This is a genomic window from Kitasatospora sp. NPDC088391, from assembly GCF_044753345.1.
Lineage (GTDB): Bacteria > Actinomycetota > Actinomycetes > Streptomycetales > Streptomycetaceae > Kitasatospora.
The window spans coordinates 241,100-260,480 of sequence record NZ_JBIVNB010000002.1 but is presented as its reverse complement, the minus strand read 5'-3'; the positions used below and the strand labels follow the sequence as shown (position 1 = coordinate 260,480).

Annotated in this window: 17 protein-coding genes; 11 read left to right on the top strand and 6 right to left on the bottom strand. The window is 75.2% G+C overall.

The annotated features are described in order from the left end of the window. The first annotated feature begins 84 nt into the window (after window positions 1–84). Window positions 85–678 carry an ABATE domain-containing protein gene (locus ACIQBJ_RS05730; protein WP_400704086.1) on the top strand — a complete coding sequence of 198 codons (594 nt, stop codon included), beginning with the start codon at window positions 85–87 and terminating at the stop codon, window positions 676–678. A 117-nt stretch (window positions 679–795) separates the two neighbouring features. Here the strand turns inward: ACIQBJ_RS05730 and ACIQBJ_RS05725 are convergent, their stop codons facing one another. Further along, the gene (locus tag ACIQBJ_RS05725) at window positions 796–2,232 is read right to left on the bottom strand and encodes a glyceraldehyde-3-phosphate dehydrogenase (protein ID WP_400704084.1); all 1,437 of its coding nucleotides are present in this window, start codon (window positions 2,230–2,232) and stop codon (window positions 796–798) included. Between the two features lie 360 nt (window positions 2,233–2,592). Here ACIQBJ_RS05725 and ACIQBJ_RS05720 point away from each other — a divergent pair, with 360 nt between their 5' ends. The 4 genes from ACIQBJ_RS05720 to ACIQBJ_RS05705 all read left to right on the top strand — a co-directional run bounded on the left by ACIQBJ_RS05720 (window position 2,593) and on the right by ACIQBJ_RS05705 (window position 6,087). Next, a complete protein-coding gene (locus ACIQBJ_RS05720; protein ID WP_400704082.1) occupies window positions 2,593–3,120 on the top strand; it encodes an EF-hand domain-containing protein in 528 nt (175 codons plus the stop codon). A gap of 41 nt (window positions 3,121–3,161) precedes the next feature. Next, the gene (locus ACIQBJ_RS05715) at window positions 3,162–4,259 is read left to right on the top strand and encodes an isocitrate/isopropylmalate family dehydrogenase (RefSeq protein WP_400704079.1); all 1,098 of its coding nucleotides are present in this window, start codon (window positions 3,162–3,164) and stop codon (window positions 4,257–4,259) included. Beyond that, window positions 4,256–4,873, top strand: coding sequence for a cysteine hydrolase family protein (locus ACIQBJ_RS05710; RefSeq protein ID WP_400704076.1), 618 nt, complete (start codon window positions 4,256–4,258; stop codon window positions 4,871–4,873). Before ACIQBJ_RS05715 ends, ACIQBJ_RS05710 begins: the two co-directional genes overlap by 4 nt. Before the next feature lie 362 nt (window positions 4,874–5,235). Beyond that, window positions 5,236–6,087 (top strand): SAM-dependent methyltransferase, encoded by an 852-nt coding sequence (locus ACIQBJ_RS05705; RefSeq protein WP_400704073.1) that lies wholly within the window; start codon window positions 5,236–5,238, stop codon window positions 6,085–6,087. Window positions 6,088–6,405: 318 nt separating this feature from the next. Here the strand turns inward: ACIQBJ_RS05705 and ACIQBJ_RS05700 are convergent, their stop codons facing one another. Beyond that, window positions 6,406–7,401, bottom strand: coding sequence for a hypothetical protein (locus ACIQBJ_RS05700; RefSeq protein WP_400704070.1), 996 nt, complete (start codon window positions 7,399–7,401; stop codon window positions 6,406–6,408). 60 nt (window positions 7,402–7,461) lie between these two features. On the opposite strand from ACIQBJ_RS05700, the gene ACIQBJ_RS05695 reads away from it, so the two are divergent. The 3 genes from ACIQBJ_RS05695 (at window position 7,462) to ACIQBJ_RS05685 (ending at window position 12,005) form a co-directional block, all read left to right on the top strand. After that, complete coding sequence (locus ACIQBJ_RS05695) at window positions 7,462–8,067, top strand: TetR/AcrR family transcriptional regulator (RefSeq protein WP_400704067.1); 606 nt, start codon at window positions 7,462–7,464, stop codon at window positions 8,065–8,067. A 231-nt stretch (window positions 8,068–8,298) separates the two neighbouring features. After that, window positions 8,299–9,228, top strand: coding sequence for a LysR family transcriptional regulator (locus ACIQBJ_RS05690; protein WP_400704064.1), 930 nt, complete (start codon window positions 8,299–8,301; stop codon window positions 9,226–9,228). A gap of 155 nt (window positions 9,229–9,383) precedes the next feature. Then, entirely contained in the window at window positions 9,384–12,005 is a 2,622-nt protein-coding gene (locus ACIQBJ_RS05685) for a collagenase (protein WP_400704061.1), read from the top strand. A gap of 66 nt (window positions 12,006–12,071) precedes the next feature. On the opposite strand, the gene ACIQBJ_RS05680 is transcribed toward ACIQBJ_RS05685, so the two are convergent. The 3 genes from ACIQBJ_RS05680 to ACIQBJ_RS05670 are packed head-to-tail and all read right to left on the bottom strand — an operon-like array spanning window position 12,072 to window position 14,483. Beyond that, window positions 12,072–12,623, bottom strand: a complete 552-nt coding sequence (locus ACIQBJ_RS05680; protein ID WP_400704058.1) for a hypothetical protein — start codon at window positions 12,621–12,623, stop codon at window positions 12,072–12,074. Window positions 12,624–12,682: 59 nt separating this feature from the next. After that, window positions 12,683–13,900: a hypothetical protein gene (locus ACIQBJ_RS05675; RefSeq protein WP_400704055.1), complete on the bottom strand. Its 1,218-nt coding sequence runs from the start codon at window positions 13,898–13,900 to the stop codon at window positions 12,683–12,685. Continuing rightward, complete coding sequence (locus tag ACIQBJ_RS05670) at window positions 13,890–14,483, bottom strand: GrpB family protein (protein WP_400704052.1); 594 nt, start codon at window positions 14,481–14,483, stop codon at window positions 13,890–13,892. The genes ACIQBJ_RS05675 and ACIQBJ_RS05670 overlap by 11 nt, the downstream gene beginning before the upstream one ends. 336 nt (window positions 14,484–14,819) lie before the next feature. Here ACIQBJ_RS05670 and ACIQBJ_RS05665 point away from each other — a divergent pair, with 336 nt between their 5' ends. The 3 genes from ACIQBJ_RS05665 (at window position 14,820) to ACIQBJ_RS05655 (ending at window position 18,647) form a co-directional block, all read left to right on the top strand. Beyond that, window positions 14,820–15,962, top strand: coding sequence for a hypothetical protein (locus ACIQBJ_RS05665; protein ID WP_400704049.1), 1,143 nt, complete (start codon window positions 14,820–14,822; stop codon window positions 15,960–15,962). A 633-nt stretch (window positions 15,963–16,595) separates the two neighbouring features. Continuing rightward, complete coding sequence (locus ACIQBJ_RS05660) at window positions 16,596–17,126, top strand: SsgA family sporulation/cell division regulator (protein ID WP_400704046.1); 531 nt, start codon at window positions 16,596–16,598, stop codon at window positions 17,124–17,126. A 192-nt stretch (window positions 17,127–17,318) separates the two neighbouring features. Next, on the top strand, window positions 17,319–18,647 hold the full coding sequence (locus tag ACIQBJ_RS05655) for a hypothetical protein (RefSeq protein WP_400704043.1): 1,329 nt from the start codon (window positions 17,319–17,321) through the stop codon (window positions 18,645–18,647). Window positions 18,648–18,897: 250 nt separating this feature from the next. Here the strand turns inward: ACIQBJ_RS05655 and ACIQBJ_RS05650 are convergent, their stop codons facing one another. Then, the gene (locus ACIQBJ_RS05650; RefSeq protein ID WP_400704040.1) at window positions 18,898–19,380 is read right to left on the bottom strand and encodes an acyl-CoA thioesterase; all 483 of its coding nucleotides are present in this window, start codon (window positions 19,378–19,380) and stop codon (window positions 18,898–18,900) included. Between the last annotated feature and the right edge of the window lies 1 nt (window position 19,381).

Sequence of the window (19,381 nt, the reverse complement as noted above, 5' to 3'; positions counted from 1 at the left end):
GACCCCTCACGGACGACCGCAAGCTTTTCCGTGAGAACGGCGCGCGACTCCTCATGCCCAACCCGGACGTTTAGCATGAGAGGCATGAACCCGAGCAGCCCCGCCGTCCCCGCGCCCGCCCCGGGCACCGACCGGTACCCGGCACTGGACTTCGCCAACTCGCTGCTCACCCTGCCCTCGGGGCCGCACGACCTGCTGGCGGTGCCGGAGCAGGCCACCGCCTGGCTGGTCGAGCACCGGCTCGCGCCGCCCGACGGGCGCGTCCACCAGGTCTGCACCGACCGGCTCCGGGGGCTGCGGGCGGCGGTCCGCGCCCTGCTGGCCGCCCGGGTCGACGGCGGCCCGCCCACCGCCGAGGCGCTGGCCGCCGTCAACGCGGCGCTGACGGCCGCCCCGTCCGCGCCGCTGCTGCACTGGGACGCCGAACGGGGCCCGCACCGGACGCTGCCGCACCCGGCCGACCGGATCGCCGACCGGGCGATGGCCCTGCTGGCCGCCGACACCGCCGACCTGCTCACCGGCCCGGACGCGGACCGGCTGGCCCGCTGCGGCGGCGCGCCGTGCTCGCGCTTCTTCGTCCGCACCCACGCCGCCCGGCACTGGTGCTCGACCCGCTGCGGCGACCGGGTCCGGGCCGCCCGCGCCTACGCCAGGAAGCGCGCCGCGGCACCGAACTGACGGCGCGTCGGGCACCGGAGCGCCCCAGGAAAGCACGGAACCCCGCCCGGCCCGGAGGCCGAACGGGGTTCCACGACGGTGCGGACGCGTCCACCCGGACGCGGCGGTGCGGACGCGTCAGTGCGCGGCGACCGGGAAGGTCGGGTACTCGACGCCGGAGACGTGCTGGACGACCCGCACGACCTGGCAGGAGTAGCCGAACTCGTTGTCGTACCACAGGTAGAGGATCGCGTTGTCGCCCTCGACCTTGGTGGCGCCCGCGTCGACGATCGAGGCGTGGCGGGAGCCGATGAAGTCGCTGGAGACCGCGTCGGGCGAGTCGATGAAGTCGATCTGCCGCTTCAGCGGGGAGGTCAGCGAGACGTCCCGCAGGTGCTCCAGCACGTCCTCGCGGGTGGTCTCGCGGGCCAGCTGGAGGTTCAGGATGGCGATCGAGACGTCCGGCACGGGAACCCGGATCGAGCTGCCGGTGATCTTCGCCTGCAGGTCCGGGAGGGCCTTGGCGACGGCCGAGGCGGCACCGGTCTCGGTGATCACCATGTTCAGCGGCGCGGACCGGCCGCGGCGGTCGGCCTTGTGGTAGTTGTCCAGCAGGTTCTGGTCGTTGGTGAACGAGTGGACGGTCTCCACGTGGCCGCGCAGCACCCCGTACTCGTCGTTCATCGCCTTCAGCGGCGGCACGATCGCGTTGGTGGTGCAGGACGCGCAGGAGATGATCTGCTCGTCCGGCTTGATGGTGTCGTGGTTGACGCCGTGCACGATGTTCGGGACGTCGCCCTTGCCGGGGGCGGTCAGCACGACCTTGGCGATGCCGGGGCGGAGGTGCTTGGACAAGCCCTCGCGGTCGCGCCAGCGGCCGGTGTTGTCGATCAGGATCGCGTCGTCGATCCCGTAGGCGGTGTAGTCCACCTCGCTGGGGTCGTTCGAGTAGATGACCTGGATCGCGTTGCCGTTGGCGACGATCAGGTTGTTCGTCTCGTCCACGGTGATGGTGCCCTGGAACTGGCCGTGGATCGAGTCGCGGCGCAGCAGCGAGGCGCGCTTGACCAGGTCGTCGCCGCCGCCGTTGCGGACCACGATGGCGCGCAGCCGCAGGCCGCCGGCCTTCTCGACCAGCAGGCGGGCCAGCAGGCGGCCGATCCGGCCGAAGCCGTAGAGGACCACGTCGCGCGGGGCCTGGCGGTCCAGCTTGTTGGCGCCGGTCGCACCCGACACCGCCCCGGCGGTGAACTCCGCCACCGACAGGCCGCGGTCGTCGGCGCGGTACGCGGCGGCGAGCAGGCCCAGGTCGATCTGGGAGGGGCCGAGGTCGAGCGAGGCGAGGGCCTGCAGGAACGGGAAGGTCTCGGTGATCGAGAGTTCCTCGCCGGCGATCTGGCGGGCGAAGCGGTGGGTCTTCAGGATGCTGACCACCGACTTGTTCACCAGCGAGCGGCTGTGCAGCAGGACGGTGACGTCCCGTTCGCGGTGGAGCCGGCCGATGATGGGGATCATCGACTCCGCGAGCTCCTCGCGGTTCTTCCAGTCAGTGAACACGTCGTCGTTGACAGTCACGATTCAACTTTCGAGGGTAGGCCGAGCTAGGCGCCCCCATGCTAGCCAGCGCCGCCCGGCCGACCGGGGACCGGTCTGCCCGCTGACCAGCGGTGGTTCCCGGGGTGTACGTGACGGCGGCCACACCCCGCCCGGCCCAGGACGGCTACCGCGCAGCTCCCGGCCCGAACTGACGGACCGTCAGCGCCCCGCGCCCCGTTCACGGGGCGTGACCAACATCACCCGCGTCACCTCCGTCACTCCCCCGGGTGACGCACCGTCAGTTCCGCCGGGGCCCGGCCCGCCGGCCCCGCAGAGTGGGAGACCCGGCCGAGGCCCGGCCGCACCGGCCGGTCCCGCCGCGACGAAGGGACCCCCGCCATGACCGAGCAGGCACACCGCCGGGCCGCGCTGGTCTTCACCCTGTTCGACGCCAACGGCAACGGAGTGCTGGACGCCCAGGACTTCGAGCTGATGACGGAGCGCGTACTCGCGGTCGCCGACGACTCGGCACCGGCGCACCGGCAGGCCCTCGCCGACAGCCTGGACCGCTACTGGCAGCAGCTCACCACCCTGGACACCGACGGCAACGGGGTGGTCGACGCCGAGGAGTTCGGCGGCTTCGTGCTGGACCCCGACCGCTTCGGCCCCACCGCCGCCGCCTTCGCCGACGCCCTGGCCGCGCTCGGCGACCCGGACGGCGACGGCCTGATCGAGCGGCCGCGCTTCCTCGCCCTGATGACCGCGATCGGTTTCGAGAAGCCCAACACCGAGGCCCTGTTCGACGCCATCGGCCCGGACCTGGCCGACCGGATCGCCGTCACCGACTGGGCCCGCGAGATCCGGCACTTCTACGCCCCCGACCGGCCCGACGCGCTCGGCAACCACCTGGTCGTCCAGCCTTCCTGATCCAGCCCGGCCCCGCCCCGCCACTTCCGAGGAGTCCCCGTATGACCGCAGCACGCATCGCCCTGGCCGTCGGCCGCGGCACCGGCCCCGAACTCGCCCCGGTGTTCGAACGGGTGCTGGACCGGATCGTCCGGCTGCACGGCCGCCGGGTCGAGCTGGTGCGCTCGCCACGGCTCTACCACTCGTACGTGTCGCTGCGGGCCGAGGCGGCCGGTACCGCGGAGGTCGCCGCGCTCACCGAGCAGGACGCCGCGCACTACGAGGCGTTCTGCCGGGAGCAGGCCGCGGCCGGCGTCCGGGCGGTGTTCCGGACCGCGATCAACGCCCAGTCGCTGTACCTGGTCCGGCAGCGGCTGGCCGCCGTCAAGGTCGAGCCGCTGACCGCCGACGGGGCCCGGCTGCTGCTGGTCCGCGACCAGGCCCAGGGCTTCTACACCGGCGAGAACGCGCACACCCCCGGCCGGGTGGTGCGCACCCTGGAGTTCGACCGCGCCACCACCGGGCGGGTGGTCCGGTACGCCGTCGAGCGGGCCCGCGCGCTCTGGCCGGAGGGCCCGGCCCGGGTGCTGATGGCCTACAAGTACCACCTGCTGGACGGCGCGCTGGACGACTGGACCGCCGAGCTGTCCGCCGAACTCGGCCTGGACATCGGCCTGTTCCAGCCCGACACGGTCAACCGCAACCTACTCGCGCACGGCGCCGCGGACCGCACCCTGCTGATCGCCGGCAACGAGTGGGCGGACATCATGCACGTCGTCCTGCTCGACCGGTACGGCTCCGAGCGGCAGGAGAACCGCTGCACCGAGAACGTCCACCTGCACCCGGACGCGGCCGGGCTGACCGAGTACCAGACCGTCCACGGCTCCGCCGACGACCTGGCCGGGCTCGACCTGGTCAACCCCGTCGCCACCATCCGGGCCGCCGCCCGGATCGCCGAGCGGCACGCCGGCTGCCCCGGCGCCGAGGCCGCGGTGGAGCGGGCGCTGGCCGAGGCGCAGGCCCGCGGCGCCCGCACCCCCGACCTCGGCGGCAGCACCGGGACGACCGAGGCCGCGGACGCCGTGCTGGCCCGACTCGGCTCCCCCGGGCGGGTGTTGGTCCCCGCGAGCGGGTCCGGCGCGCAGGCGGTGGCCCGGTGAGCACGGCCCTGGTGGTGGTCGACCTGCAGAACGACTTCTGCGTCGGGGACGTCGCCGCCGCCCGCTTCCCCGGCGAACCCGCGCTGCTCGCGCTGGCCGCAGCGAACTGCGCCCGCGCCGTCGACCTGGCCCGCGGCTCCGGCGTCGAGGTGCTGTTCGTCCGTTTCCTCGGCGACCCGGCCCACCAGGGCCCGGCCTGGCAGTGGCGGGACGCCGTGCTCGGCAAGCGGCCCAAGTGCCTGGAGGGCAGTTGGGGCGCCGAGTTCCACGCCGTCCGGCCCCGGCCGGAGGAGGCCGTGTTCACCAAGCGGGCCTGCTTCGACGCCTTCCAGGACCCGGAGTTCGAGCCCCACCTGCACCGCCGCGGCATCGACCACCTGGTGCTGGCGGGCCTGTTCACCGACGTCTGCGTGGACTCCACCGCCCGCACCGCCTTCCAGCGCGGCCTGCACCTGACCGTGCTGCGCGACTGCACCGCCGCCCTGCACCTGGCGGACGCCGACATCCTGCGCTTCATGGCCCGGCTGTACGGCGCCCGGATCACCGACCTCACCGACCACCCCTTCGCCCCGCCCGTCCCCCTCGCAGCACCCGAACCGGCAGGCCGACGATGACCCCCCTGAACGCCACAGGAACAGCGGCCGGAACGAGGACGGCAGCCGAGACCGGGGCCGAGGCTCGGGCCGGAACAGAGACCGAGGCCGGCGCCCGGACCGGGGCGGAGGCAGAGGCCGGGGTCCGAACCAAAGCGGAGGCCGAGACCGACGCCGGGGCGGAGGCGGAGAACGCCACGGGGGTCGGGGCCGGGGCTGGAGCCGGAACCGGGGCCGAGGCCGGGGCTGGAGCCGGAACCGAGGCGGAGGCCGGGGCCGGAGCCGAGGCCGGCACTCGGACCGGGACGGGAGCGGAGGCCGGGACCGACACTGGGGCAGAGGCAGCGTCCAGGGCCGGGGCGGAAGCGGAGAACGGTGCGGGGGTGGGCACCGGGGTGGGGCGGACCGCGCTGCTGGTGGCGCACGCTCGGGCGCTGGAGTCCCGGCGGCCGCGGCCGCTGGCCGTCGACCCGTTCGCCGAGCACTTCGTCCGGGCCGCGCCGGGCTGCGCCGACTGGCCTCGCGACCCCTCCCGGATCGCCCCGGGCGACCCGGTCTGGGACCGGCTGGCAGGCTACTTCGCCCTGCGCACCCGGGTGTTGGACGTACACCTGCTCAGCGCGACGCTCGCCGGCACCCGGCAGGTGGTGCTGCTCGGCGCCGGGCTCGACGCCCGCGCGCACCGGCTGCCCTGGCCGGCCGGCACCACCGTCTGGGAGGTGGACCGGCCCGAGGTGCTGCGCTTCAAGCAGGACGTCCTGGACGGGCTGGCCGCAGCTCCGCGGGCCGACCGCCGCCCCGTCCCCGCCGACCTGCGCGCGGACTGGACCGGCCCGCTCACCGCCACCGGACTCGACCCGACCCGACCGGTGGCCTGGCTCGCCGAGGGCCTCCTCCTCTACCTCCCGGCCGCCGCCGAACTCCGCCTCGCCACCGCCCTGAACGCCCTCAGCGCCCCCGGCAGCACCCTCGCCTACGAGGTCAAGACCGCCCCGGAGTCCCCCTCCGTCCGCTCCTCACCGGTCTACGCCGCCACCCGCACCCGCCTCGGCATCGACCTGCTCGCCCTCTTCGCCCCCGGCCCCCGCCCCGACACCGCCGCCACCCTCACCGGCCTCGGCTGGACCACCACCACCCGCACCCCCTTCGACCACTCCCCCGCTTTCCGCCCCGAGCCCCACGACCCCTTCGCCGCCAACCGCTGGATCACCTGCACGAAGCACCCGCACGTCTGACCCCGCAAGCGCCCGGAGCGCAAGCGCCGCCCCGGCCGGGCGGGCGGGCGCAAGCAGCCGCCCCCCTTGGCCCACAACCGCGCGGAGCGCGAGTGTCGGCCCGGCAGAACGCGGGACGACCCCAGTGGCAGACGAAGCCCCCGCCGGGGCGGGTGCCCACAGCCGCCGCCTCCCCGCACAACCGCGCGGAGCGCGAGCACCCACCCAGCGGAACACGGGACGCCCCCGACAGGGCAGGGCGCGAGCAATCGTCGCTGTTCCGCCCGGGGTGGGGTCGCCCGTCCGTCTCTCCCTGATCCGCTTTGCCGGCGCGGCCGTTCACTCCCGGCGGGCGCGCAGGGCCGGGCCGAGTTCGGCGATCAGGTCGCGGTAGACGGCGAAGGCCGGTTTCGGGGTGTGGTCGTCGCGGAGCAGGCCGAAGTGGTGGAAGAGGCGGTCGCCGGAGCTGTCGGCGTCGCGGAGGGCGAAGAGGGTGTAGCCGTCGAGGTTCAACTCCGCTGCCCGGCGGGCGACTTCGCGGATCACGGTGGCCAGCGCCCGGGCCTGTTCGGCCTCCGGGCGGCCGGGGCCGGTGGGCCAGCCGTTCTCGCAGATCCGGATCGGGACCGTCGCGGGGATGCCGGCCGCCGGGAGGTCGGTGTGCCGGAACCGGTCCAGGGCCCAGGAGACCGCGGCGGCGAGCTGCCCGGGCGGGACGGGGCGGAAGACGTCCGGGAAGAAGTCCAGGCCGACGTAGTCGAGCGCGGCGGGGAAGTCCGGCGGGGCGAGCGCGCCGAGCGCGGGCCAGAAGTCCGCGGCGGGGTCGAGGGTCGGCACGGCGTTGAACCCGACGGGGGCGGTCAGGCCGAGCGCCCGGACCTCGGCCTTCGCCGCCAGCACGCCCTCGACCAGCGCGGCCCGGACGCCGGGGACGCTGCCGTCGAGGACCGGCAGGTCGGCGTTGGGCTCCTCGCAGATCTGCACCGAGCCGAGCCGGGGACCGAACCGGCGGACCTGCCCGCGCACGTACTGCGCCCAGCCGTCCGTGCTGCCGGTGGGCTCGCGGAACTGGAGCACCAGGTCGAGCTTCCGGCCGGGGCGGCCGGTCCGGTCGGCCCAGTCGCCGGGGGTGCGGTCGGGCGGGGCGACGGTGCGGGCGAAGGAGTGGTAGATCCGGACCAGGAACTCCGGTTCCGCGCCCTGGAGTTCGTCGAGCACCGCGGCCAGCGCGACCGGGTCGTCGGGCCGGACGGGGTGGACGATCCCGGTCTCGTCGCCGAGCAGGGCGCCGGGGTAGATCCCGAACCTGAACGCGTGCCGTCCGTCCTGGTGCATCTGCGGCTCCCGAAAAATATTAGTGTCACTCCAATTTTTCAGTGACCCTATCATTGCCCCATGGCATCCCCGGGACTTCGTGAGACCAAGAAGCGGCAGACCCGCCGCGCCATCGCCGACGCCGCGCTGCCGCTGTTCCTGGAGCACGGCTTCGACCGGGTGACGGTCGCCGAGGTGGCCCGGCACGCGGGCGTCTCCACCAATACGGTCTTCAACTACTTCCCGGCCAAGGAGGACCTGTTCTTCGACCGGCAGGCCGAGGTCGAGCGGCACCTGGCCGCCCTGGTGGCCGCGCTCCCGCCCGGGCGCTGCCCGGTGGCGGCCGTCCGCGACGACCTGCGGGGCGCGCTGGAGCGGATCGACCCGGCGTACGGCCTCGGCCCGGACTCGGCGCCGTTCTTCCGCGCCGTCGAGGCCAGCGCCGCGCTGCGGGCCCGCGAGCGGGAGATCGGCGAGCGCGCCGAGGCCGCGCTGGCCGCCGCCCTGCCCCCCGCCCCCGGCTCGCCGCTGCTGGCCGGCGCGCTCGCGGGCGTCCACCGGGCCACCCTGCGCGAGCTGCGCCGCCGCGTCCTGGCCGGCGAGCCGCCGCGCGCCGTCGCCGCGGACCTCGCGGTGGCCGCCGGGGCCGCCTTCGACCTGCTCTGCCGCTGCCGCGCGCACCCCTGACCCGGGCCCGGCGCCGGGCCGTCCCGGCCACCTCGGGGGCCGTGACCGGCCCGAACGGGACAGTTCGGCGGAGTTGATCAGCACCGTTTCGCCGCATCGGGACTTGACGCGGCCTGGCCGGACGACGAAGGTGAGCGCACCATCTGACATGTTGCGTGTGAAATAACACAGGTGGCCTCACGCCACCGCCGAGGCGGGGCCGCCCGCACGCGAGGGGGGAGGCCCCGGGCCATGGACCTGGAACTGCGACACCTGCGGGTGCTGTGCGCGATCGCCGACACCGGCAGTGTGGGCCGGGCGGCGGCCGCGATCGGCGCGTCCCAGCCCGCCACCAGCACCCAGTTGCGGCGGATCGAGCGGCACCTGGGCGCGGTGGTGTTCGAACGGACGGCGGCCGGGGTGGTGCCCACCACCTTCGGCGCCGAAGTGCTGGCCGCCGCCCGCGAGGTGCTGTCCCGGGTGGACCGGCTGGGCCACGCCGGGGGCCCGGACGGCGAGCGCCCGCAGCGCGAACTGCGGCTGGTCACCGACTGCCCGGCCCTGCTGCCGGGCGCGCTGGCCCGGGCCCGGCAACTGCGTCCGGAGCTGCGCTGGACGGTGGCCGCCTGCCGCGAGGAGCCGTTCGACCTGGCCCTGCTGCTCGACCACCCGGGGGTCGGACCGCGGCCCCCGCAGGCGCTGGCCGGCCGGGCCGTCGCCACCGAGCCGGTGTTCGTCGCCCTCCCGGCCGGGCACCCGCTGCGCCACCACGCCGAACCGGCGCTGGCCGACCTGGCGGCGGAGACCTGGCTGCTGCCGGCCGCCGACGGGGCCGGCTGGCCCGCCCTGTTCCGAGCCGCCTGCGAAGCGGCGGCGCTGACCCCGGCCGGGGTGCGCGAACTGCCGTACGGGCGGCGCGAGGTGCTCGACCTGGTGGCGGCGGGGCTGGGCGCGGCGCTCGTCCCGGCGAGTACACCGCCGACCCCCGGGGTGATGCTGAAGCCCTTGCTGGGGGCGCCGGTCTGGCTGCGCTACCTGATGCTGTGGCGGCCCGCGGTGCTCGGCCCCGGACTGGTCGACACCCTGTTCGGGGCGGCGGTCGCCGCCTACCGGGAACTCGCCGCCGAGGCCCCCCACCTGCACAGCTGGGCCAGCCGGACGTTCCGCCCGCCGCGGGTCTGAGCCCCCCGGGCCAAGGCATTCCCGGCGGTGTTATGCCGCGTCGAGGAAATGTCATATGACCTGTGACATTGTTCTGACCCTGTCGACAGTGCCAGGATGCAGACGCGTCAACTCCCCCCATCTGATGCTCAGTGAGCTCCCCCACAGGAGAAGAAGTGCGCCTGCGCATACCCCTTCCCGTGCTGACGGCCGGTCTGCTGGCCGGCTGCGCCACGGCTGCCACCCTGCTGCCGGCCCCCGCCTTCGCGGCCACCGGCGGACGGTCCGAGGCCGCCGCGGCGGCCACCGCGTCCGGCGGGCAGAACGCCGCCGCCCCCGGCGGGGCGGTCCCCAAGCCGCTCGGCCCGATCGTCGACGCGGCACCCGACACCCACACCTCGGTGGCCGCCCCGCTGCCGCCCGCGCTGCTCGGCCAGGTCCAGATGGGCCAGCCCGCCGGCACCGCCGTCCAGACCACCCCCCGCCCCGCCGCCAAGCAGGGCCTGACCGTCAAGAGCGCCAAGGCGGGTGCCTCCGGCGCGGCCGCCGCAGCCGCCGCGGCCGCCCAGAGCTGTACCTACGGCGACTTCGGCAGCCGCTCCGGCGCGAGCCTGGTGGACTTCGTCAAGGGGTCCAGCACCACCTGCATCGGCACCCTGTACAACGTGACCGGCACCGACGCCGGCGCGATCTTCAAGCAGGCCAACATGCTGACCGTCGCGGGCGCCTTCAAGACGCTGGCGGCGAGCTACGACGGCACCAACAACTCCGGCATCCTGCAGCTGGTGCAGTTCCTGCGGGCCGGCTACTACGTGCAGTCGTACAACGCGGGCGCGGTCGGCAGCTACGACTCCTCGCTGACCGCCGCCACCAAGGCCGGCCTCGACACGTACTTCGCCGGCACCCGGTGGAAGGACGTCACCGACGCCAACGGCATCGTGCTGTACGACGTGCTGGTGCTGACCGACAGCGCCAACATCCAGGCGAGCTACCTGAACACCTACAAGCAGGTGCTCGGCTCGTACAACAACAGCTACAACGCGACGCCGAAGATGGTCAACGCCGTCAACGCGGTGCTGTTCGCCCCGCTGTGGCGCGGCAACTGGAACCCGGACTTCGTCAACGCGGTCGCCGCCGACACCAGCCTGGTCACCACGCTCGGCAACTTCGCGCTCAACCACCGCGACCTGATGGGCACCGCGAACGCCTTCCTGGACGTCAACGCGGGCAACGACCTCTCCCGGATGGCCGGTGCCTCCACCGCCGCCGAGAACACCGCCAAGCCGCTGATCAAGCAGATCCTGGACACCACCCAGATCCTCGGCGCCACCGGCTCGCTGTACGTGCACACCGCCTTCCAGGCCAACCAGTACGACGCCGGCCAGTGCTCGTACTACGGCATCTGCGACCTGCCGACCAAGCTCGCCGACACGGTGCTGCCGAACGTCCTGGTCTGCGACAACCGCACCCTGCGCGCCCAGGCGCTGACGGTGGCCCAGCTCCAGCCGGTGTGCGAGCACCTGCGCGGCGAGGACACCTACTTCCACGCCATGGTCAAGGACAACGGGCCGGTCCCGAACCAGTACGGCAAGACCGTCACCATGCCGGTGTTCGCCAGCGCCACCGACTACCAGACCTACTCCTGGGCGATCTACAACAACTCGACCGACAACGGCGGCCAGACCGTCATGGACGTCACCGACCCGAACAACAAGCCGGTCTGCGTGATGTACCAGAAGTCCTGGAACGACGACTTCCCGGGCAACATCTGGAACCTCACCCACGAGTACACGCACTACCTCGACAACATCTACGACATGAAGGGCAACTTCACCACCGAGACCTCCGTCCCGGACATCTGGTGGATCGAGGGCGTCGCCGAGTACGAGTCGTACTCCTACCGCGGGGTGACCGACACCCAGGCGATGACCGAGGCCGGCAAGCACACCTACAAGCTCAGCACCATCTTCCAGAACACGTACGGCAACTCGGACTCCACCCGGGTCTACCCGTGGGGCTACCTGGCCGTCCGCTACATGTTCGAGAAGCACCCGGCCGACGTGTACAACATGCTCAACCACTTCCGGGCCGGCGACTACCAGGGCGGCTACGCGGTCTACAACGGCGTCGGCACCTCCTACGACGCGGACTTCGACGCCTGGCTGACCCAGTGCAACGCCGGTGCCTGCTTCGCCACCGGCCCGACCGCGCTCTTCGACCAGGCCGTCAACGGCCCGACCGTCACCCTGACCGACCGCTCCGTGGTCACCAACTCCCCGGCGCAGATCACCGCCTGGCACTGGACCTTCGGTGACGGCACCTCCTCCGACGAGCGCAACCCGTCGCACAGCTACGCCGCCGCCGGCACCTACACCGTCGCGCTGACCGTCACCGACTCGACCGGCCGCTCCACCGCGACCCCGTCCTCGGTCACCGTCGCCTCCGGCACCGGGACCGGCACCACCCTGCCGACCTGCACCGACCAGCGCACCGACGCGATGGGCCAGAACTGCCAGCGCACCGGCCGCGCCCGGACCGCCGGCAACACCGACTACATGTACGTCTACCTGCCCGCCGGCACCACCACCCTGAAGATCACCGCCACCGGCGGCACCGGCACCGCGTACCTGTACTACAACGACAGCACCTGGGCCTCGCAGAGCGCCTTCACGGCCTCCTCGACCCTGTCGGGCACCGCCCAGACCATCACCGTCACCAACCCGACCGCCGGCTACCGCTACCTGAGCCTCTACGCGGTCACCGACTTCTCCGGCGTCACCGTCTCCACCCAGTTCTGACCCGCTGACCCCCACCCCGGGGCAGCCGCGGCCCCCAGCCGCGGCTGCCCTTCGGCGTTCCCGCCCTCAGCGGCGGGTTCGGGACGCGGCCGGGCGGGGCGGGCGCGGGGCGGGCGGTGCCGCCAGGCCCCAGTGCGCCCAGCAGGCGGAGTCGGGGTGCTCGGGTTCGGCGCCCGCGAGCAGCCGCAGCGTGTCCGCCCGCAGGCCGTCCCACCATGCGACCGGCCACTCGCCGGACAGGGTGCCCAGCACGTCCTGCCACCACTCGCCGCCGCCGAGGACGTAGCGCGGCAGCGCCGCCCGGGCCTCGGCCGAGCCGGTCCGGGCGAGGACGGCCAGCAGGCCGTGGGAGCGCCAGTTGTCCTGGTCGGTGCCGTCGAGCAGCGAGACCGGGAGGTCGATCGGCAGCGCCGACTCCCGGACCAGGTGGGCAAGGTAGTCGTGGCGCTGGTCGACCTGCCGGTCCCAGCGGGTGTCCGTCCGCAGGCAGTCGAGCACCGCCGCGCGGGCCGCGTCCGGCTCCTGCCGGGCGCGCAGCGCGCCGAGGCCGCGGCCGCGCTCGATCAGGCCGGCCGGGCTGTCGGGCGGGGCGTACCGGTATCCGTCGTCGTCCGTCACGGGCCACGACGATGCCCGATCGGCCGGTCCCCCGCGACCGGGTTTCCGCCGGGCGGTCCTCAGCGGCGGGCGGCGGCGGCCCTGACCTGGGGGTGTTCGACCGGGTTGTCGCGCAACTCGGCGGCGCGGGCCAGGAGTTCGGGGGTGTCCGGGGCGTGGGTGAGGGCGTGCAGGCGGGCCGGGCGTTCGCAGTCCCAGAGCGATTCGTGCAGCAGCGGGGCGGCGGCCGCGGGGGCGACGGCGGTCAACGCCCGCAGGTAGCCGGGGCGTTCGAGGGAGTGCGGGGTCTCGGACCAGAAGCGGTGCAGGGTGGGCGCCGCGTCCGCCGCGGCCGGGCCGAGGCGGGCCAGGCCGTCGGCCAGCCGGTCCGGGGCGTCCCAGTCGCGGCTGGTCCAGCGGCGTTCCAACTCGGCCAGCAGGAGCGGGAGATCGGCGGTGGTGCCGAGGTCCGCCAGGACGTCGAGGCCGAGGGCCGCCAGCCAGGGTTCACCGGACGCCGCCCACGCCCGGGCCGGGCCGAGGGCGAGCGGGCCGAGCCGCTTCACCTCGCCGCCGAGGTACGGCAGCGCCCGCGGCTTCGGGCCGCTCTGCCCGGCGCACCACAACTGCGGCACCAGTGGCAGCAGTTCGGGCACGGGCGGGCCGTCGGCCAGCGCGCGCACCCGGATCACCCGGCCGATGTCCGAGGTCCCCGGGTCGGCGAGTTCGGCGAGCAGCAGGGCGGCGTCGGGGGCCGACCGGGGCCGGGGTTCCCGCGGCACCTCGGGGGCGGCCGTCCCCCAGTGCGCCCAGCAGGCGGAGCCGGGGTGGTCGGGTTCGGCGCCCGCGAGCAGCCGCAGCGCGTCCGCCCGCAGGCCGTCCCACCATGCGACCGGCCACTCGGCGGACAGGGTGTCGAGCACGTCCTGCCACCAGTGGTGGCCGCTGCGCACGTAGCGCGACAGCGCCGCCCGGGCCTCGGCCGAGCCGGTCCGGGCCAGGACGGCCAGCAGGCCGTGGGAGCGCCAGTTGTCCTGCTGCCCGGCGTCGAGCAGGGCGATCGGGAGGTCGATCGGCAGCGCCGACTCCCGGACCAGGTCGGCGAGGTAGTGGTGCCGGGAGCCGGGCCCGCGGTGCCAGCGGGTGTCCGTCCGCAGGCAGTTCAGCACCGCGTCGCGGGCCTCCGCCCGCTCCTCCCGGGCCCGCAGCGCGCCGAGGCCGCGCCCGCGCTCGATCAGGCCGGTCAGGCTGTCGGCCGGGGCGTACCGGTACCCGGTGGCGGCGTCCTCACCCGGCATGCGGTTCCCAGCCGGTGGCGGCGGCCCAGGGTTCGGCGACGGCGATCACCAGGTCGACCACCGGGTCCTTGACGTCCGCGTAGGAGTCGAGGTCCGGGAGGGTGTCCGCCAGCAGCGACTTGAAGCGGGCGTAGGCGGGCACCGCCTCCGGGTGGTGGCGGAACCAGTCCCGGAACAGCAGCGCGAGCCGGGTGTTGGGCCCGCCCAGCACCCGCACGTGCAGGTTGCAGTCCGGCCCGGCGTGCCCGCGCCGCCGCCAGAACCGCTTCTCCCAGCGCCCGGGATCGTCGTCCAGCCCCGCCGGCACGTGGTCGTACCGGTGCGGGGAGCCGTCGAAGCCGAGCGCGGCGAGCGGGCCGGCGAAGAGCCGCTCGGCCTCGGCGAGGTCCGCGACGGCGACCTGCAGGTCGATCACCGGCTTGGCCGCCATCCCCGGGATCGCCGTGCTGCCGATGTGCTCGACCCGCAGCGCCGACTCCCCCAGCACGGCGCCCAGTTCGGCCACCAACCGCTCCGCGAGCCGGGACCACCCGGGATCGGGCGGCAGGACCAGGACGGGGCCGGAGGACGGGGCTGCGGTCATTCCCGGGAGTCTAGAGGAACGCCCCCGGAAGGATTCAAAGGTCCGGCGGCCGTCCACCGGCCCTCGGCGCCGGCTCGGCAAGCCCGGTCGGTGTGCGGGCGCCGTTCCGCGGGGGACGTTCCGAGGGGGGCAGCGATCGCGTGGCCGTAGTCGATCCCCGTACGGGCAGTCCCTTCGCAGGCCGAGCCGGACCCTCCCCCGACGTACTGGCCCCGGCCCGGGCGGTGGGCCGGGGGTCCTCGCCGTCGTCCGGCTCGACCGGGTGCGGCCGGGGGCCGTCCGGGTCTCTGTCGCATCCGGTACGCGGAGGGGGCGGGGTGGGAGATCATTCTCCGCATGACCCCCGTTCTGGTGTTCGGACTCGCCCTGCTGATCGCCCTGTTGACACAGTGGCGGCAGTGGAGTGCCCGGCGCCGGGCGGAGCTCGGGCGGGAGACGGCGCCGGGGGCGTTCGATCCGGAGGCGTACGGGCTGGTGCGGTCGGCGGAGCTCGATCCGGGGCGGGCCGGGCCGCCGATGCGGCTGTTGCGGCGCAAGGAGTTGGAGGCGCTGACGGACTCCTGCCTGGCGGGCGGCTGGCGGGCCGCGGCGGCGTACATGACGGCCGCCGGGCGGGACTGGGACGAGCGCTGGGCCCGGCTCGACCTGCTGACCCGGGTGGCCGCCGAGCGCGACGAGTGGCTGACCCGGTGGCGGGCGTCCGGGGTGGAGGGGGCGGCCGCGGCGACGGTGCAGGCCCGGCTGCTGCTGCGGCGGGCCTGGGAGGCGCGCGGCACGGGCCGGGCCGCCGAGGTGCCGCCGGACCGGCGGACCGCGTTCCGGGCCCTGCTGTCGGCCGCCCGCGAGATCGCCCAGCAGGCCGCCGAGCTCGATCCGGACGACCCCGGCCCGTGGGTGGTGCTGGTGACGGCGGCCCGCGGCGCCCCGCTGTCGCGGCGCCGGTTCCGCGCGCTGTGGGGCGAGGTGACGGCACGGGCCCCGCAGCACGCGGCCGGGCACGGGCAGGCGCTGCGCTACCTGGGCGCCGAGTGGCACGGCAGCGACCGCCGGATGCTGCGCTTCGCCGAGCGCGCGGTGCGCACCGCGCCGGACGGTTCGCCGCTGCCCGGGCTGTACCTGCAGGCGCTGTACCAGTTGGAGCAGCGGCACGGCCCGGCCGGGCTGCCGTGGGCCCGGCGGCGCCGGGCCCTGCTGCCGAAGGTGGCCGAGGCCCTCGCCGCCCTCCCCCCGACGGACGACCGGCTGCCGTCGCTGCGCCACCTGCTGGCGCACTTCGCGCTGCTCAGCGGTCGGCCCGAGCTGGCGCTGGAGCAGTTCCGCCTGATCGGCCCGTGGTGCGGCGCCCACCCGTGGACCTCGATGCGCGACCCGGTCCGGGGCTTCGACCGGGCCCGGGCGCTGGCCGTCTCGCTCACCGCCCGGACGCCCGGCCGGAGCCCCGGGGAACCGGCCGGACGGGTCGGCGGCCGCTCCGCCTGACGGCCCCGTCGGCACCCCGGCCACGCCCCCGCCGCACCCCCGCCGGGGGCGCGCGGGGAGGCCGCCGCGGCGGGATCGCACCCGTCCGGCACGGCGGACGGGCGAGTGCCGTGACCGCCCCTGGTTTCGGTCGTTATGACCGAACGTGAGTGCCGACCCCTGGGCCCCAACGGGCGTCCGTGACGAAACGATTCAGCAGGCTCCCATTTACGCCGGACTGGTGACGCTGTGGCACCAGTCGGGCCGCACCGTGCCCGGACGCCGGGACCACGAGTGGTCCCGGCTGGCCACCCCGCCCCGGTTCGCCGCCCGCCCGGCGCCGGAGCCGTTCACCCCGCTGCCGCCGCCCGACCCCGAACGTGTCCCCGGGCCCGAGCCCGAACGCCGGCGGGCCCAGGCTCCGACCCCGAGCCCGGCCCCCGCGCCCCCCGCTCCGTCCGCCCCGTCCGCTCCCGCCGTCGGCCGGTCCGCCGACCCGGGCCCCGGCCGCGCTCCGGAGCACCCCCTGCCGCCGACCCCGGCACCCGCCCCGCAGGCCCCGCAGCACCCCCAGCACCCGCAGCACCCCGCGCCGGCCCCGGTGCCCGCGTCCGCCCGTCCCATCCCGTCCGTCGTCCGTCCGAGGGAGGCCCGGTGACCCACCAGAACACGCCGCACACCTGGTTGCAGCGCGCCGAGGAGCCGGACTGCGTCCTGCTGCTGGACGTCACTGTCGCCCCGTGCCCGGGACTGCGGGTCTCGGTACCGGCCCGGCTGCGGTACCACCGGGCCGACCCGTTCGCCGTGCACCTGGACTGCCACGCCGACCTGGAGGAGCCGATCACCTGGCTGTTCGCCCGGGACCTGCTCGCCGAGGGCATGGACGGCTGGGCGGGCCTGGGCGACGTGACGATCCGCCGGTCGAGCGCGGACCCGGAGCTGCTGGCGATCGCGCTCAGCACGCCCGGGCAGACCGCCGTCCTGCACACCCCGGCCGCGCCGGTCCGGGACTTCCTGCGGCTGAGCCACCGGGTGGTGCCGCCGGGCGCCGAGCACCACTACCTGGACACCGAGACGATGCTGCGCCGGCTGCTGGGCGAGGTACCGGCCCGGCACGAGCGGGACGACTGGCCGAGTTGGCCCGACCGGAAGGAGCGGAAGGAACGGAAAGGCCGAAAAGAATAGGACCGGATTTCCTGCGGATCATTTCCTCCCCGCGGAACCATTTCCTCCCCACCGGAGGAACGGAACGACCGGCTTACATCCCAGCCGCCCGGCAGCTGCCGGGCGGAGTTTCCGGAAATCGGTTCTCGCCGTCGGCGCCGGATGATTATTCTGGGTCCGAAACACTTCGGCGGTCCGCGCAAGGAGTTGCTGATGCCGCACGTCCGTGGGCCCAACGCCGCCCTGCGCGCCTGCATGGCGGACGCCGGGTGGAACGGCCCCGCGCTGGCCTCCGCTCTGCAGAAGGTCGCCCGGGAGAGCGGTTTCAGTGTGGGCTACGACCGGACGACGGTGGCGCACTGGCTGTCCGGCACCCAGCCCCGGCCGCCGGGCCCGCAACTGTTGGAGGAGGCGTTCGCCCGGCGGCTGGGCCGCCCGGTCTCCCGGGGCGAACTCGGCCTGCTGCCGGGGGATTCCGCGCTGCCGGAGCAGCCCGGGCCGGTCCCGGCGGACGCCCTGGCGGAGCTGCGGCGGCTGCACGCCCGGCCGGGCCCTGACCGGCCGGAGGACGAGTCCTGCCAGCCCCCGCTGTTCCGGATCGACCCGCTGCCGCTGCCCTCCCCGCGCCCGCCGTTCCCGGGCCCGCCGGTGCCCCGGCCCGCCGCCCCGCACGCGCGGACGGCGGCGGCGGGCGGGCAGCGGGTCGGCGCCCGGCAGGTGGAGGCGGTGCGGGAGATCACGGCCTTCGGGGCCCGGCACTACGACGGGTACGGCGGCGCGGTCGCCCGCAGCCTGCTGCTCGGCTACCTGCGCGACCACGTGCTGCCCTGGCTGAAGTCCTCGGCGAGCGGCCCCCGGCACGACGAACTGCTGTCCGCGGCGGCCCAGTTGGTCCGCCTGGTCGGGCGGACGTACACCGACGACAACCGGCACGGCGAGGCGCAGCGGCACTACCGCTTCGCCTACCGGCTGGCCGCCGAGGCGCAGGACGGGCCGGGTCAGGCGATGGCGCTGCGCGACCAGTCCGGCCAGGCGGGGGCGCTCGGGCACCAGGCGTACGCGGCCCGGCTGGCGGACGCCGCGGCGGCGCACCTGCCGGGCGACGCGGCGCCGGGGGTGCGGGCGTTCGTGCAGGCCCAGCAGGCGGTGGCGGCGGCCCGGCTGCGGCAGGCCGCGGAGGCGCTGCGGCACCTGGAGGGCGCGCAGCACTGGGCGGGGCGGGCGGCGGCGGGCGGCGGTCCGCAGCAGTACCCGGAGCCGGCGCTGCTGTACCAGGCGGCGCAGGTGCACCGTTCGCTGCGGTCCACCGAGCTGTCGCTGTCGTACCTGCGGGCCTCGCTGCGGGCCCGGCCGCCGGAGGAGCACCGGACGATCGGGGTGTCGCTGCTGCAGCTGGCGCACCTGGAGCTGGACGCGGGCAACATCCACCAGGCGCGGCGGGCCTACGCGAACTTCCGCGAGCGGCAGGACGCGCTGCGCTCCCCGGCGACGGCGCTGCGGCTGTCCCGGTTGGAGGGCCGGTTCGCCCGGCTGGGCGGGTAGCGCGGGGCGGGTGGCGCGGGGCGGCCCGGCGGCAAGCGGGTGGCGGTCCGGCGGGGGTGCTTGGCGGCGGTCGGCGGCGGGTGGTCAATGGGCGTATGAACGATCCGTCGTACTACGCGCTGGTGACCATGTCCTCCCGCCCGCCGGTGACCGTGTCCTCGGAGCCGCCGGACGGGGCCGGCCCCGGCCCGGGAGGGGTGCCCGGGGGGCCGGCCGGCGGCGTCGCGGCGGGAGGGGGCGTCCCGGGCGGTCAGGAGGCCCGTTCGCCGAGGACGGGCACCCGGGAGCGGGTGGTGGAGCGGACGGGCACCCGGCCGACGGGGGCGACGGGGCCGGTGGGACGGACCCGGTAGCGGTTGAGGTGCCGGCGTTCGAGTTCGCGCAGGGGGCGGCTGCGCCTGGTCCGGGCGTCGGTCGCGACCGTGACGGTGCGGGCCTGGAACACCATCTGGCCGCGGCGGCGGGCCTCGCAGGTGGTGCTGATGGAGGCGCGGCCGAGGCGTTCCACCCAGATCTGCACGGGCAGCGGGGTGGGGCAGTGGTAGAGCGGCGAGCGGTAGTCGATCTCATGACGGGCGATCATGAAACCGTCCTCGAACAGCTCCTGGCCGTCGGTGTCGTCGTAGAGCAGGCAGTAGACGGCCTCCTGGACGTACTGCAGGACCTTGAGGTTGTTGACGTGGCCGAAGGCGTCCATGTCGCCCCAGCGGGTCCGGCACAGGTAGGTGTACAAC